We start from the raw sequence: 13895 nt of genomic DNA, 5'->3' as shown, positions 1-13895 counted from the left end.
GCTAAGCCTGAATCCACCGGTCCGCTGGGGCGGGTAGCCCGTTTCTGAATTTTGGCGGTTTTCCTATCTCGGGCAGGGCGGCGTTCCGGGCCTTTCTACCCTTCGGTGTTCCACTGTTGGTCCTGGTTGCGCCGTGTCGGCTGGGTTGACGGGTTTAGGCGGCCTTTGGTGGCGGGTAGACGTGGTCGAAAAGTCGCTGCCATTGTGTTTCCCACGGCCAGGCTTGGGGCAGGTGGAGCCTGACGCGTCGGGCCGAGGTGGAGACGCGGGCCGGGACGTTGATGATCTTGTCCCGGATGGTGGCGGTTTCGGCTTTGGTGAATCGTCCGCCGGCGAGGGTTCCGGCGGCGCGGGTGAGGTTGAACGCCATGGTCGCGGCGACGAGCCAGGCGGCGTTCGCGTTGAATTTCCCGGACGGCATCGAAGCCAGCGCCGAATTCTTCAGATCGGCGTGGACCTGCTCAATAGTGGCGTGGGCGCGGTGGGTTTTGTCCGCGGCCACCGTGTTCAGCACCGCCGTCTCGACGGTGGTGAAGAACGCGTGGTACCGGTGCGTCTCGAACAGGGTCTCCTGCCCTGTGGCTGCCTTGGCGTTCAGTTCCGGGATCCGGCGGACCACGAGGCGGCCGGTGACTTGCTCGGCCTTCTTTTTCGAGGTGAACGCGGTGAATCCGATTTCGGCGACTTCTGCGTCGGAGATCCATTTGGCGCTCTCTTCGTCGAAGAGGGCGTTGGTGTATTCGATCTTTTCCCACGCGGTCTCCGGGATTTTCGCGATGGTCTTCTTCACGGCCGGGTCCATCCGCACGGTGAGGGAGATCTTCGCGCCGGCCCGGGCGGCGGCAGCGGCCACAGCATGGGCGTAGAAGGCCGAATCGGAGCGCAGCAAGACCATGCCCGTGGCACCGGCGGAGCGCAGCCGGGCCACGGTGGAGAGCAGGTCGGCGACGAACTTGCCGGCACCGCGGGCGGAGTTCGCCGCGCCCTTGCGCAGTCTCGCGCCGGCGATGACCGGGGCCGCCTTCCTGGTGGTGATGGTGCCGATCAGGGCATTGATCCCGCGGACGCCGGAGTAGCCGTAGCCGGAACCCTGCTTCTTATAGCCGTAGACCGCCTTGATCGTGTCATCGATGTCGACCAGAGCCAGATCATTGATCCCGGCCACCAGCGGGGTGGCCGCGGCGAGGTTGGCCAGCCAGCGGGCCGCTACCGCGTCGAGCTGGCGGACGTGCCCGAAGGTGAACCTGCGCAGGAACGAGCCCAGCGTCGAGGGCGCGTAGGTGCCTTTGAACAGTTTGCCCGTTCCGCCGTGGCGCAGGATCCCCATGTCATCGATACAGTCCGCGCCGGCGGCCATCCCGGCGACCAGTGCCGAGACCTTCAACCCGGCATTCGCTCCGTAATACTCCGGCAACTTCACGTGCTCGTCGACCAGGTCACCCAGGCCGGTATCGGAGGCCAGTCCCATGACCGGGACCAGCCCGGCCGACGACACGAGATGCGGATCATCGAACGCGCTGGAAACCGACGCCCGGGTATGGAAAACTTTCATCTACGAGGTGCTCCGATNGGAAAACTTTCATCTACGAGGTGCTCCGATTTTCGCGGGATTTTGACTCTCAACAAGTCCAATTTTCCCCGAAAAGACGGGCATTCTCGGTTTAAAACGCCGCGGAGGCCTCAAAATCCACCGGTGGATTCAGGCTAAGTACCTCTCCGCCGTCGGACTCTTCCGGTGAAGCTTCATGAGGAGGCTTCAGCAGGAAGCGTCCGACGGCGGGTGGCAGCTACCGTCCCGATTGGAACCTTGGGTTCCGGCCGGGACGGCGGTGTTTAAGGTCTGAGTACTGGGTCCGGCTTTCCCGGCAGCCATGAGTGCTAGACGGGTGCCGGTCCGCGTGGTCCACTGGGAGCAATTCAATTCATGGGGGAGAACATGAAGGCACTCGGTTGGACCGCCGCGGCGGCAGCACTACTGATATTGACCGGTTGCGCAGATGGTGTGCCCAACGGGAATCCGACGCCGAACATACTGGAAGCGACTCCGCCCAGTGCCGTCCCCACTGAGAATCCCACTCCATCCGCTCAGGCCTCAGGGGCGCCTGTTCAAGCGATCACCATCCCGCTGGGTAAGCAGAAGCAGACTGGTGTCGAGGCAAGGCTGCCGATCAACGGCTACTCCGGACGTCCGGGTTCGGAAATTACTTACGATGCCTCAGAGTCCGCAGGCGTCGTGGTCAAGTATGAATGGGATCTGGACGGCGACGGAAGCTACGACCGGACCACCACAGATCCTGTCCTCAAGCACACCTACAAGGCAGAGTTTCAAGGAGTCATGATTCTGCGGGTTACGGGGATTGCCGGCGGCACCGACGTTTTGGAGACCCCCGTTCGCATCAGCACAACGCCCCTGTATCATCGCTTGGCCGCGCCCTTGAACGTACAGGTGGAGGTGCTCTCCACGGTCGGCGGGATCAGTGAAGTCAAAGTTAGTTGGGAATCTAANTTTTCGCGGGATTTTGACTCTCAACAAGTCCAATTTTCCCCGAAAAGACGGGCATTCTCGGTTTAAAACGCCGCGGAGGCCTCAAAATCCACCGGTGGATTCAGGCTAAGACCTCGGCGAAGCGCCTCGGCGGGAAGCGTGCCTTGGTCAGGAGCCGCAGTTGGACGACTTCATCCGCGGGCATCTGACCCAGCGCCAGCTGGTAGTCAGGTTCGATCCCATGGCGCTTTCCAATGACGTAAAGCAGCCCCAGCTTGTCGCTAAGACGAATTGGTCTGGAGGGCATTGTGGGATCGTAGCCAGGGATCCAGCGGATGTGCAGAAGTTCGACGGCGACCTCGACGTCGATCTCCTTCCCGAGCGCACGCAGGATTACGGGAATTTCAGAGCGGCCCATACCGGAGCGGTCCAGTCTCCTGACCATTTCCACGTTGTCCCAGATGGAGCTCAGGGCGGCCAGGCCCCTGCGCCGGACCGACCGGTACCGCTCAAGTTCGTCTTCCGGCACAGTCTCCACAATGAGCGCATCGCAAATGTCGACGGCCCTGACACCGTAGTCATGAGCGATTGCCCGCAGCGGGTCACCCCTGCGGTAAGCCTCAACCAACGCTCCCGGCCGCATTATGGAGACGGGCTCGAGTCTGACGCCCACCCTAGGCGCCGGCTGTTCCCGCACTGCTTCCCCCAAGTCCTGCACCTAGTCCTGCACCGAACGGAGGGCCTTAGACCACGTGCCGTAGACGTTCCTCACCGACGCCAAGGACGGCCTTTCACGGCCGGCGGCGATCTCGTCTTTCACCCAGCCGGCGTAGCCATCGTTTGTGGCCTTCGAATCCGCTGCCGACGCATGAAAGCAATAGTCACGCACAGCGTCGACGTAGTCTTCGCGGGTGAATTTCACCAGACCTTTGGGCCGGCCCTTGGACGCGAGCCCGATTCCCATGCTCTCCAGTGCCTCGTTCCAGCCACCGAAGCGCTTCATCACGGTTTGCCGGGTGGGCGGCCAAGGGAACGCTCCCTGCCGGGAGACCAGGCCCAGAGCCACAACCAGGTCATCACGGAGCTCCTGGTAGCGCGCACCTGTGATGCTGGCGGTCGGGTTTTCCGACACGTGCTTCTGTGCGGCACCAATAACACCCAAGATGGTTGCCACGTCATCGGGTGAGGCCTCGGCAGACTCCAGGGCGGCCCGCAATTCGCTGATGACAGGCAGGTCCAGGTTCACTGCGGCCCACTCACGGTCCGGCGCGAGGCTGCGGTCGGATCCCAGCAGGAACCAGATCCCGGCAGCCAGCGCCTCCTTGGAGAAAATGTCATCCATCTGGCTCTTGTCGAACACGATGGTGGACTCCCGCAGGGCCTCCTCGGCCAGATCGACGTCGATTGCCGGGTACAGCGCTTGCAGCTTCAGCACGGCGTCTGGCCGGGTCACGCCACGCTTGGCCATTTGGCGGGCGAGATCCCCGTACTCAGCCAGGAAGGCTTCATGGGCCGCCGCCGTGGCCGCTTCCCGTGCTGCAATCCGGTTCTTGCGGGATTCCTCGGCGTTAGTTCCGCCCACTTTGGCGATGATCTGCCGGACGCGCTCGCGAGTGATGCCGAAGCTCTGCCCGATGGCCTCGAGCGTCTCGCCGTCGGAGTAGCGCTCCACCATTGCGGCGTCGCGCTGGTCCCGACTGAGTTCAGGAGTTGTTGTCATGGTCATATTCCTATCAGCAGGCTCGGACATTACATGGCAACCGGTGGCGTGGCCTCGCCGGCAACTCGATCGACGGCACCCTCGGCATCTCGCAGCACCCGCATGAACAGTTCGTTGGGCCGCGCCCCAGGCAGTACTCGCCGCAGATCAGACAGCGCCTCGACGGGCGAAATGCCCGCTACCTTCGCCCCATAAAGCGCAGCGACAGTCGGTGTCCGGGACTCTGCCCGGACACAGTGAAGCAGGACCGTTTTGCCCTCCGAGCGATAGCGTTCGACGGCGGCAGCCGCCTCCCGCAGCGTAAAGTCGGCGTGTGCGTTGTCGCCGTCAACAGCGGAGTCGATGACCCAGAATGAGGCGTGGTCTTCCGGGGTCACCCCCGGCACATCCAAGGTCCCCAGCCGGCACAGCGACACCACCGCGTCGATGCCCAACTCCTCCACGCGCGCAAGGGAGCCGACCCCGCCCAGCCACACACCGTCGTCGTGCGGGTGCTGGACCAGTACATCGGTGCGGCGCCACATGCTGTAGTCGTGGCTGTCGGCCCGCGGCCAGGAGGCCGATCGGCGGCCCTCGCCACGGCCCAGCTCCATGCCCAGGACCATCAGGTCGCGGGGAACCATCCCAGGCCAGCCGTGCAGGCGCCGCCGCCACTCGAACGGCACCGCGGTGTAGCCGTAGGCGGCACCCAATAGGCCGCCGGCGATCGCAGCAACGGTATCGGTGTCCCGCCCACCACGCACGGCTTCCTCCAGAGCGACCCGCAGGTGCGCCGGACCCGACGCCGACAGGCCCGCATAGTGGATCGCACTCCATGCTCCCTGGAATGCCTCCACCACCCAGCCGTTGTTCGTGAAGTCCCGAGGCCGGGAGCGCTCGGCCGTCTCGATCCGATCCAGCCACACCGAAGCACGCTCGGCGGGCAGCAGCGGCAGGCCCACCCGGACGTCGAGCGACCCGGTCAGCACGGCGCTCCGGATGGCAACGCACCAGAGTCCGCACGCTTCCTGGGCGTCGGAATCGGCATGGGTCAGGGCGCTCATCACCCCGGAAGCGGCCATCAATTCAGAAGGATCCCGGTCCAGATACGCGAGGGCAAGCGGCGCAGTGCGCATCAGCGAACCGTTGCCGGCGCTGCGGCCGGTGCGGGCATGGAAGTCCGCTGCTGCGGCGGTGAAGTCCGCCGCGTGAACCTTGCTCCGCCCGACAGCAGAAGCCAACCGGCAGGCAGCAGCGATGACGGAGCTGGTTTGCACGCCCACGTCTTTGGCCTCCGCAGCCCAAGAGGTCCAAGCGCGGACCACCATGGTGAGAGCCGCAGGGGAGGAGGAACCGGCGTCGGACGCGGACTCCAGCAGCGCCTGGGCGATGGGGACGGCCATGGACGTGTCGTCAGTCCACTCGGCCGGCGCGAAGCCGAACGGTCCGCCGCCCTTCATAGTCACTTCGGCGCCGTCCGGCAGCGGCGCGCCGAACTCGTAGCCGGCGCCGAGGGCGTCGCCGGCGGCAAGGGCAACGAGGACGCCGGCCGCGCGGTCATTCTGCAGGGGGTTCAGTTTCATGCCATCTCCATCAGGGGGTGTTGGGTGTTCCAGCCGGTCAGGTGGGCCAGTTGCGGGCGGCGCTGGGGGAGTGCGACGGCGATGCCAGCGGCGGTGACGGCTCCGGCGGTGCGGGAGATGTTGCGGCTGCGCAACGGCCCGTGGTTCCGGACCTCCACAGCCGCCGGGCCGTCGTCGAACGTTCCGAAATTCATCGCCTGGATGTGGGCGGCGAAGTCGCGGGCGCGCTGGCCGGGCATCGGTCCGGAGGCCAGCGCGTGGGGCGGCAGGAGTTCCAGATCGAGCAGTGCCGCGTCGATCAGCTGGCGGTAGTGGCGGAGGAACAACGTGTGGGTGCCGAACACTTCCAGGAGCAGCGGCTGCTGGCCGAGGCCGATCACCACACCGCGCTGGCCTTCCAGCGGCTTCGGTGCGTCCTCGGCGCTGAAGCGGTTCCGTTCCTCCTTGTCGTCCTTGTGCAGGTCCATGTGATCGAGGAGGGAGCTCGTCACGGAGGTGCCCCGAGCGTTGTCGAAGCGCCTCACGCGCTCCCAGATCCGGTCCTGCCGGTTGCTGCCGCGCTGGCCGCCGAGACCGCTGGCCAGCTCCGACAAGACATTCAGCGGGGCCCGGCGCGCCTGCCGGCGGTGGCTGGTTTCGCCGGCTTCCCAGCGGCCGGCTTCGACGCAGAACGTGTCGATGTCGCGGGTTTCGCCGGGACCCAGGACGACGTCGCGGGCGCAGGTCCGGTGCTGCTGGCCGCCCTCGAGTAGCTCGCCTTCCAGCAGCAGCGCCGGATGTGGGCCGTTGTTGGTGACGGTCAGCCTGGCCACTTGGGCGCCAGTGGCGAGTTCGGTCACTGCCACGTCCGAGTGGGTGCCGGTGCTGATGCCGAGCTGGCCGGAGCCGGACGTCCAGACGGGGAAGATGCTTAGCGGGCCGAGCGCGGTGCCGGCCCCGACGTGAAGCTGCGGAACTTTCATGGTGAACCTCCGGGTTGATTTAATGCGTTTCTGCGCTAATTGCTTCAAGTATGCATGGCTTGCATCTTTAGCGCAATACTGAGATAAATAAACCTGTGAAGACTTCGAAGGACGGCTCCGGTTCATCCCTGCTTGACTACCCCCGCCCCTCGGTGGCCGCGGACACGGCGGTGCTGACGGTGGCGGACGGCACTGGCTGCGTCCTGCTGGTGCAGCGACAGGGCCCGGGCCAGCCGGGGAAGTGGGCATTGCCAGGCACGTTCCTGCGCGAGAGCGAAACCCTGGCGGCCGCGGTTCTGCGGTGCCTGCGGGAGAAGGCCGGCATCTCGGGACGGGTGCCGCGGCAGCTACGGGTTTTCGACGACCCCGGCCGCGACGACCGCGGGTGGGTGCTGTCCGTGGCTCACGTTGATGTGGTGCCGCTTGCGGCCTTGGAGGAGGCGCTGAAGTCCGACGGCGTCAGGCTGGCTTCGGTTTCCGGGGAACCGGAGCTCATCGCCGGACTGCCGTACGGGCACGCCGACATCGTGGCGAAGGCCGTGGAGTGGCTGAAGGCCGCCTACGCGGAGGCGCCTGATCCGGGGGAGCTGCTGGACGAGCCGTTCACGCTGAAGGACCTGCGTGATTTGCATGAGGCCGTGGCCGGGGCGACGCTGATGCGCGACACCTTCCGGCGGTTCATGGAGCCGAAGCTGGTGGGGACGGGGCAGATGTCCGACGGGACGCGGGGGAGGCCGTCGCGGTTGTGGGTGCGGGGATAAAGCCACGGGGGCCCGTGCAACGGCGCCGGCTCGATTCTTCTTACCGGCTCTACGAACCGTGAACGGCCGGCTAGGACCTGTTGTCCCAGCCCAAGTCCCGGAGGGCCTGGTCGATAACGCCCCACACTTCTCCGGTGTCCGGACGCCGGTCCTGACCGGCAAGCTCGAGAAGTCTGGTTCGAAGGCTAGCTTCGTCGTCGCTGAGGCCTTTGTTATACGCAGGGGCAAGCAGATACGAGTGATTGTCGGTCGCGTATGCGGACATCATGTCGAGAAAGATCTCCAGCTCCCGTCCTGCGGCAACGACGTCCGCCGTGGAATTAGCCTGGACGACATTCGCGCTCGGACTGCTGTCAGACATCGGGAGTATGTCCAGCTTGCCCGACCAGACAAGCTTTTGAAGGGGTTCGTGAAATAGGGAAAGCACCGTTCCCATCTGGTGATTCTGCGAGCTCGCGAAGGGGAGGGCGCGTCTGACATCATGGACAATCTCGTGGAAGTGGTCGTCGGCAAGCCCGAACCCGACAAAGAGTAAATGATGCGTGAGGAGATGCGCCTTAACTAAGGCCGACAGGGCGTCGCGGTTGCTGTTGTATCCGAGGTAGTCGTCCCGCGTTAGCACAATGCTCTTTGGCTGGCTCACGGATCCGTGAAGTTTCAGAAGCCAGCTGTTGCCAACGGCGGGAATGTTTTCTGGCATTACGGTCCGCGGTCGCTGCGCGTCCTCACAGGCCATTTCAAAGAGCCGATCGTAGTTCAGCGTGATCGCACCGGCCGATGGCAAAGTGGCGAGGAGCGCTGGTGCCAATCCATATCTACGGAGGTCGACTGCCGAGGCGACTGCCCTTCCAAAGGCTTCGCGTGAACCGTGCTGGTCAACGTAAAGTTGCTCGAGCACTCCTGCCTGGTCGAGCGGTCCGAACCCTTGAAAGGCGCTTTCCTCGGCCTCTTGGAGATGGACGCCGTCCCGCAGCCTCGCCAGAAGCTGCCCCCAAGTCGGCGCACCCGCGCTGACACTCACACCGGCACCCAGGAACGGTACCAAATGTCCTGCGCGGGCTCGTTGGCCGAGTGATTCAGCTTTTTGGTGCCGCTGCTCACCGAGAGAGGGCCACCAGACGTCGTTGGAGCCGTCACGTCTCAACTTTTGAGCCAATGAAAATGCAGCCCGATCCCGCAGAACCAGGACCATATCGACTTGGAAGTTGGCGGTGAGGGCTGATGCCGCGTTCAAGATGTCGCGTAGGGCGGCGCCAAGATGGTTCCCGGCCCCGCCGCCCGCAGTGCCGAAAAACGGCATGGCCAAGAGTCGGTATCGCCGATGGCCGGAAAGGCCCGGCAGCGCGACGAGTGCGGAACGGACAAAGGCTTCAAGCCGTTCTGCGACGACGCACGGACCCCAGTCACCGTCATCTGGTACTGCCGTCAGAATGGGTAGGGGTAATTCCGGGTCCCAGCCGTGGACCGGCCCAGCAAGCGTGTGGCCGGTCCGGAACTTCTCGGCTCCTGAAGCCTGCGCCATGGCCCGAAGTTCAGGATGGGACCGCAGCCAGTGAGGTTCGATCTTGAGGCGGGAGTCGGTGGGGAGCAACCAAGCATCGCATCGGAGGTTCAGGATGTCTGCCATGGCTACGAATACATGCGGCTGGGTCATAGAACCTGTTTACCAAATGAAGCGCCAGAGTTGTCCGAGGTGACATCGGGTCGTTCAAGCCATGACAGGTCGCAATGGTGATTGGGAACGGACGGGAGTCGGTATTCGAACAGTTTGAAGGCAATGCCAAGCTGATCCCTCGCGAGGTCGCGGGCCAAGGATGGTAACCAGATACCGTCGAAATAGGCGTTCATTAGAGCCCGGACGTCGTCTGGCGACCAAACGGCGCCAAAATTGCCCGCAGGCGGATCGACCATGGTCCCCTCCGAATTTAGGACTTGCCGCGTCAGCTCGAACACGACAGCGCGGTTCGTCGCATTAAAGTTGTGTGCCAAGTCCAGTAAAGACGCTCCCTCGTCGTACAGGAACAGAAGTCTTGACGTTTCCATCGGCGTCCAACGGCGGTCCTCTTCCTCGTCGTGAACCTCGAGAGGACTTTCATCGGGAACAGCTTCGAAAGTTGCGTCCAGGAGCGGAGATTCCAGCTGTTCGAGAACCGCCTGCAGAGCTACTACGGACTCATGGTCGTCATGGAGCTTCGCTTGAGGAAAAGAAGCGAGATACCCGTCGGGGATGGAGTTGTCGCTGCGGACCAACAGACTGTCAAGTTCTGCTATGAAGCGATTGGCGTGTTCTTCCAGAACACGGATTCGTTGCTCGTCGCGATAAACCCAGCGCACTTCGAGCTGGAAAGTGTGCCTGTTTTCGACCACGAACAATGCTCGCGCTGACTGTGTCACGTGGAGCTGCCATTGAAGTTGGTCCCGGTACATGCCCAATGTTGCACTTAAGGGTTTTACCGAGGTCTTGATTTCAGCAACGACGTCTTGTCCGATGCCGTCGGGAGTCGAGAGGTGACGGGCGTTCGATCCTGAGCAAACGTAGGAGTTGTGGACAATCCCGAATTCTTTGGCGACCCACGCCGCGATGAACGGTTCTCGGTCGATGCCGTGTTGGAACGCGGCCAGTCGTGGTCCCTCTGCGCCGGTTACTTTCTGGTTCAACAGAGCCGGACGCTGTTTACTCGCATCGCCGTTGAGTTTCACTATCTTCTTGACATCCGTGGCTGTGACGCCATGCCGGCGGGCAAGCAACCAAGCGTCCCTATCGTCCGATCCAATGGGTCTGCCGTTGCTGTCCAACAGATAGGTGACGTGAAAGGCGCCCGCCGAGTGCGAAGTAATGGACTGCTGCGCCGAGGGCCTTGGCGACATCGTTGGGGGCACAACTTCGAGAGTTCGGATCACTGAAGCCGGGGCTGGGAGTTGCGGGAGCGGAGCCTGCGAGACCGATTTGTGGCTGATTCGCCGGGCCTCGTCGACTGACGAATCCGTCGGCTTCTCACGACCCTTACTGCTTTGGCCTGACGCAGATTTGACCAGGAAGAACACGAATGCACCAATCAAGAGCAATATCAAGACGTCCAAGGTGTTTAACGCCCCCCGTTACCTTTTTAGCAGCCCCTTAAAGAGTAAGAATTGGGGCTGTTGGCCTGTCGGTCCCGGCATGATTAAGTCCCCCAGTCATTAATGATCCGGGGGGGGGTGTTGTCACCGGGAATCGATAGGCGCCAAGGGATCGCTAATGGGGACCGGACCAGCACAATGAAGGAACGTGTAGGTCAGCCGTAACGTGGATGCCGAGCCTTGCCGCCGCAGGACATGCCAACACCGAATTTCATACACACAAATTCAGGGAGGCTTGCGTTGATCAAGGACCATGAACTCGTTTGACATTTTCATTGGTGTTGACGTTGGCAAGAGCAATCACCACGCGATCGCCATCGACCGGTCAGGCAAGAAACTCCTCGACCGGGCCCTGCCCCAGGACGAGGCCAAACTACGGGCAATCATCAAGGTCGTCGCTGGCAAAGGACGGGTTCTTCTCGTGGTGGACCAGCCCTCGACCATTGGCGCCCTGCCGGTCGCCGTGGCCCAGGCAGAGGGCATCCTGGTCGGCTACATTCCAGGCCTGGCGATGCGCCGCATCGCTGACCTTCATCCCGGGGAGGCCAAGACCGACGCCCGAGACGCTGCCATAATTGCCGAAGCCGCCCGGTCCCTGCCGCACACGCTGCGCTCCGTCGTCGTCGCCGATGAGCAGGCTGCGGAGCTGTCGATGCTGTGCGGTTTCGATGATGATTTGGCCAAGCAGGCCACCGCGACTTCCAACCGGATCCGGGGACTGCTGACACAGGTCCACCCGGCGCTGGAACGGGTGGTTGGCAAGCACCTGGACCATCCCGCGATGGCCGAACTGTTGATCAAGTACCCGTCCCCGGAAAAGCTGCGCAAGGCCGGCCTGAACCGTTTCACAGCACTGTTGGCACGCCATGCACCGCGGGCCGGGAAAGGCTGGGCTGTAGAGGTGTTCGCCGCCCTGGACGAGCAGACCGTCGTCGTGGACGGCACCGGTGCGGCGGGCATCGTCCTGCCCCAGCTGGCCACCATGCTCAAACAGCTGCGCACCTCCCGCCATGAGATCCTCACCGAAGTCGAATCTCTGATGGAGGCCCACCCTCTTCACGAGGTCCTGACCTCCATGCCGGCGGTCGGGGTCAGGACCGAAGCACGCATCATCACCGAAGTCATCGGCAAGGAATTCAAGACTGCCGGGCACCTTGCTTCCTATGCTGGCCTGGCCCCGGTCACCTGGCGCTCAGGTACCTCGATCCGCGGCGACCACCCCTCCAAGAAGGGCAACAAGAGCCTCAAACGGGCGTTTTTCCTCTCCGCGTTCGCGGCCCTGAAGGACCCGCTCTCACGCGCCTACTACGACAAGAAACGGGCCGAGGGAAAGCGCCACAACCAGGCCCTGATCGCCCTCGCACGCAGGCGCTGCGACGTGCTGTTCGCCATGCTCCGCGACGGGGCCTTCTACAACGAACCAAGCACCGAGACCGCCTAACCACCGAGGACTACCAGCTGGCGGGCACCCACCGCCAGCCGCTAAACCCTGCCCAAAAACCCGTCACGCGATTCAAAAAAGAAAAACCTGCCCCACCGCTTGACAAAGAACATAGGGACAGCCTCCGACGACGAGGGCGGCGCTCGCGGACGAGCTGGGGCTCAGCGAGTCGACGCTGCGCCGGCTCGACCTCTAATCACTTAAGAGTATTTTGCACCACACCCACGGCAATTCCCATTGAAAACCTTGTTTTCGCCGCAGTTAGAGCACCGCTTACCTTGCCCACCCTTGCCTTCGTTTGCAGGCAGAGTCATGGTGTGGCCACACCGAGAGCACAGCCGCCCGGTAGGAGTTTCAAAGAACGTCTGTTTGCCGCACTCGGGGCACATCTTTCCAGCCATTGCTACAGCACCGTTCTTGTGTATGTATATGTATGTGTGTGGCAACCCTAGGTGATCGGCTTTCGCTCGTCAAGATCCGCATGGCTGGGCCGCCAGGCCCCGACTCCGTACGCCAGCGCCGCGATCAGCACAGGAGGGCCAGCCCTGGCAACAGCAGGCGGAGGAAGTTCACGGATGCCACCCTGGCACCGTACAGGCGGCCTTGGCGGTGGCTCTGCCATCGAGGGGTCAGTTCGTGTCGCGACTCGCCGTACGGATTCGCCCTGCTCTGCGACGGGACGCTCTATGAAACCGAACATCGACTTGCTGCTTGACAAACAACATAGGGACACCCCCCGCTCTTTCAGTACTGATTCGTATGATGGCGCCCCGCCGCTGATGGCGCGTGCTGGTATACGTCAGAGGTCGTATTCCTCGATGGTGACCACAGCCCCATTCACGTGTAGCCATACGCCCCGATTCGGCCGCCCGATCGTCGTCATGATGTCTTTACCCAATCCAATTGTTCCTGAGCGGGATCCGTTGATGCGCCAGCGCGCCTCGATGATCTGGCCTCGATATCGCACAGTCAGTGAGCCATCACGTGCTGGCAACGCGAACTTGGACCGGGCAGGGATTCTTAGATTGCTTCGCGTTCTGTCGGAGTCTGTGATGACTTGGGATTCTATACGCACGCCATTAGCGGCGCCGCTGCCGTCCGGCAACGTCGTTTTGTGACCTGCTGGATCAGGGAGAGTTGGCGTCACAGAGTCGTATCCGAAACGACCAACTGGGGAAGAAGCCCTTGAGCCCGCACGTAGGATCTTGTAGCCGGCCAAGCCGTGGCGTTTTCGAATCCCCTGCTGCACGTCGACGTTGGCGAATGGGGCAACGCGTTCGGAATCGAACAGAGCGCGACGCACCGACGTCGGGACTGCGTCAGCGAAGCTGGTCAGCATGAGCGCCTCGTTCGATTTCGGATCCTCCGTCGCTGCATAGTGGACAACCAGCGTTTCGAGACCGGACAGCGTCTTCAACCACCATCCGCCGGCGTGCGGCGATCGTTGACCGATAGGAGTGCCGTAGTACTGATTGACTCGCTCCTGAACGGACGTTCCGGCCAGGCCGAGGTAGAGGACTGCGGAATCTGGAATCCAAAAGGCGCCAATCCTGGTCGCTAGTTCCTCGTCGGAAGCAGGTCTGCCATCAATCGTGACCGACCGGCAGACCCTCCGAAGTGCTGCGAATGCCCGTGGATCATGATGATAGTTGGGCATTAGCCCGATCGGGTCGTCGAGGTCGGGAGTGGATGCCACGACATAGACGCCCGGCACATCCAACGGGATTTGATCGCCCCATTTCACTGCGCCGGCTGTTTCAAGGCCGCATTTGTTGAAAATTTCGCCCACTGAAATAGTCATGGGCTAATGCTAAGTGGCACCCCGGACAATTTGAGTTGTTGGT

General features: G+C 62.9%; 10 protein-coding genes. 2 read left to right on the top strand and 8 right to left on the bottom strand.

Translation table 11 applies throughout. The features are described 5' to 3' along the window. Positions 1-154: 154 nt before the first annotated feature. From AC50YA_RS17070 to AC50YA_RS17050, 5 genes are all read right to left on the bottom strand, one after another. Positions 155-1552 (bottom strand): IS1380 family transposase, encoded by a 1398-nt coding sequence (locus AC50YA_RS17070; RefSeq protein WP_494983424.1) that lies wholly within the window; start codon positions 1550-1552, stop codon positions 155-157. Positions 1553-2606: 1054 nt separating this feature from the next. Continuing rightward, complete coding sequence (locus tag AC50YA_RS17065) at positions 2607-3113, bottom strand: hypothetical protein (protein WP_494983423.1); 507 nt, start codon at positions 3111-3113, stop codon at positions 2607-2609. 90 nt (positions 3114-3203) lie between these two features. After that, positions 3204-4205, bottom strand: a complete 1002-nt coding sequence (locus AC50YA_RS17060; RefSeq protein ID WP_494983422.1) for a sigma factor-like helix-turn-helix DNA-binding protein — start codon at positions 4203-4205, stop codon at positions 3204-3206. Positions 4206-4234: 29 nt separating this feature from the next. After that, on the bottom strand, positions 4235-5767 hold the full coding sequence (locus AC50YA_RS17055; RefSeq protein ID WP_494983421.1) for an ADP-ribosylglycohydrolase family protein: 1533 nt from the start codon (positions 5765-5767) through the stop codon (positions 4235-4237). Continuing rightward, a complete protein-coding gene (locus AC50YA_RS17050) occupies positions 5764-6729 on the bottom strand; it encodes an ARPP-1 family domain-containing protein (protein ID WP_494983420.1) in 966 nt (321 codons plus the stop codon). Before AC50YA_RS17050 ends, AC50YA_RS17055 begins: the two co-directional genes overlap by 4 nt. A 95-nt stretch (positions 6730-6824) precedes the next feature. Between AC50YA_RS17050 and AC50YA_RS17045 the strand changes: the two genes are divergently transcribed. After that, positions 6825-7490: an NUDIX hydrolase gene (locus tag AC50YA_RS17045; protein WP_494983419.1), complete on the top strand. Its 666-nt coding sequence runs from the start codon at positions 6825-6827 to the stop codon at positions 7488-7490. Between the two features lie 70 nt (positions 7491-7560). Here the strand turns inward: AC50YA_RS17045 and AC50YA_RS17040 are convergent, their stop codons facing one another. Then, positions 7561-9144, bottom strand: coding sequence for an SIR2 family NAD-dependent protein deacylase (locus AC50YA_RS17040; protein ID WP_494983418.1), 1584 nt, complete (start codon positions 9142-9144; stop codon positions 7561-7563). Further along, positions 9141-10358, bottom strand: a complete 1218-nt coding sequence (locus AC50YA_RS17035; protein WP_494983426.1) for a YqaJ viral recombinase family protein — start codon at positions 10356-10358, stop codon at positions 9141-9143. Before AC50YA_RS17035 ends, AC50YA_RS17040 begins: the two co-directional genes overlap by 4 nt. 505 nt (positions 10359-10863) lie before the next feature. Between AC50YA_RS17035 and AC50YA_RS17030 the strand changes: the two genes are divergently transcribed. Further along, on the top strand, positions 10864-12051 hold the full coding sequence (locus AC50YA_RS17030) for an IS110 family RNA-guided transposase (protein ID WP_494983417.1): 1188 nt from the start codon (positions 10864-10866) through the stop codon (positions 12049-12051). A 799-nt stretch (positions 12052-12850) separates the two neighbouring features. On the opposite strand, the gene AC50YA_RS17025 is transcribed toward AC50YA_RS17030, so the two are convergent. Continuing rightward, positions 12851-13852: a hypothetical protein gene (locus tag AC50YA_RS17025; RefSeq protein WP_494983416.1), complete on the bottom strand. Its 1002-nt coding sequence runs from the start codon at positions 13850-13852 to the stop codon at positions 12851-12853. Between the last annotated feature and the right edge of the window lie 43 nt (positions 13853-13895).

It is taken from the genome of Pseudarthrobacter sp. RHLT3-21 (assembly GCF_059383495.1).
The sequence above is the reverse complement of the archived record's forward strand: the minus strand, read 5'-3'. Positions and strand labels throughout refer to the sequence as shown.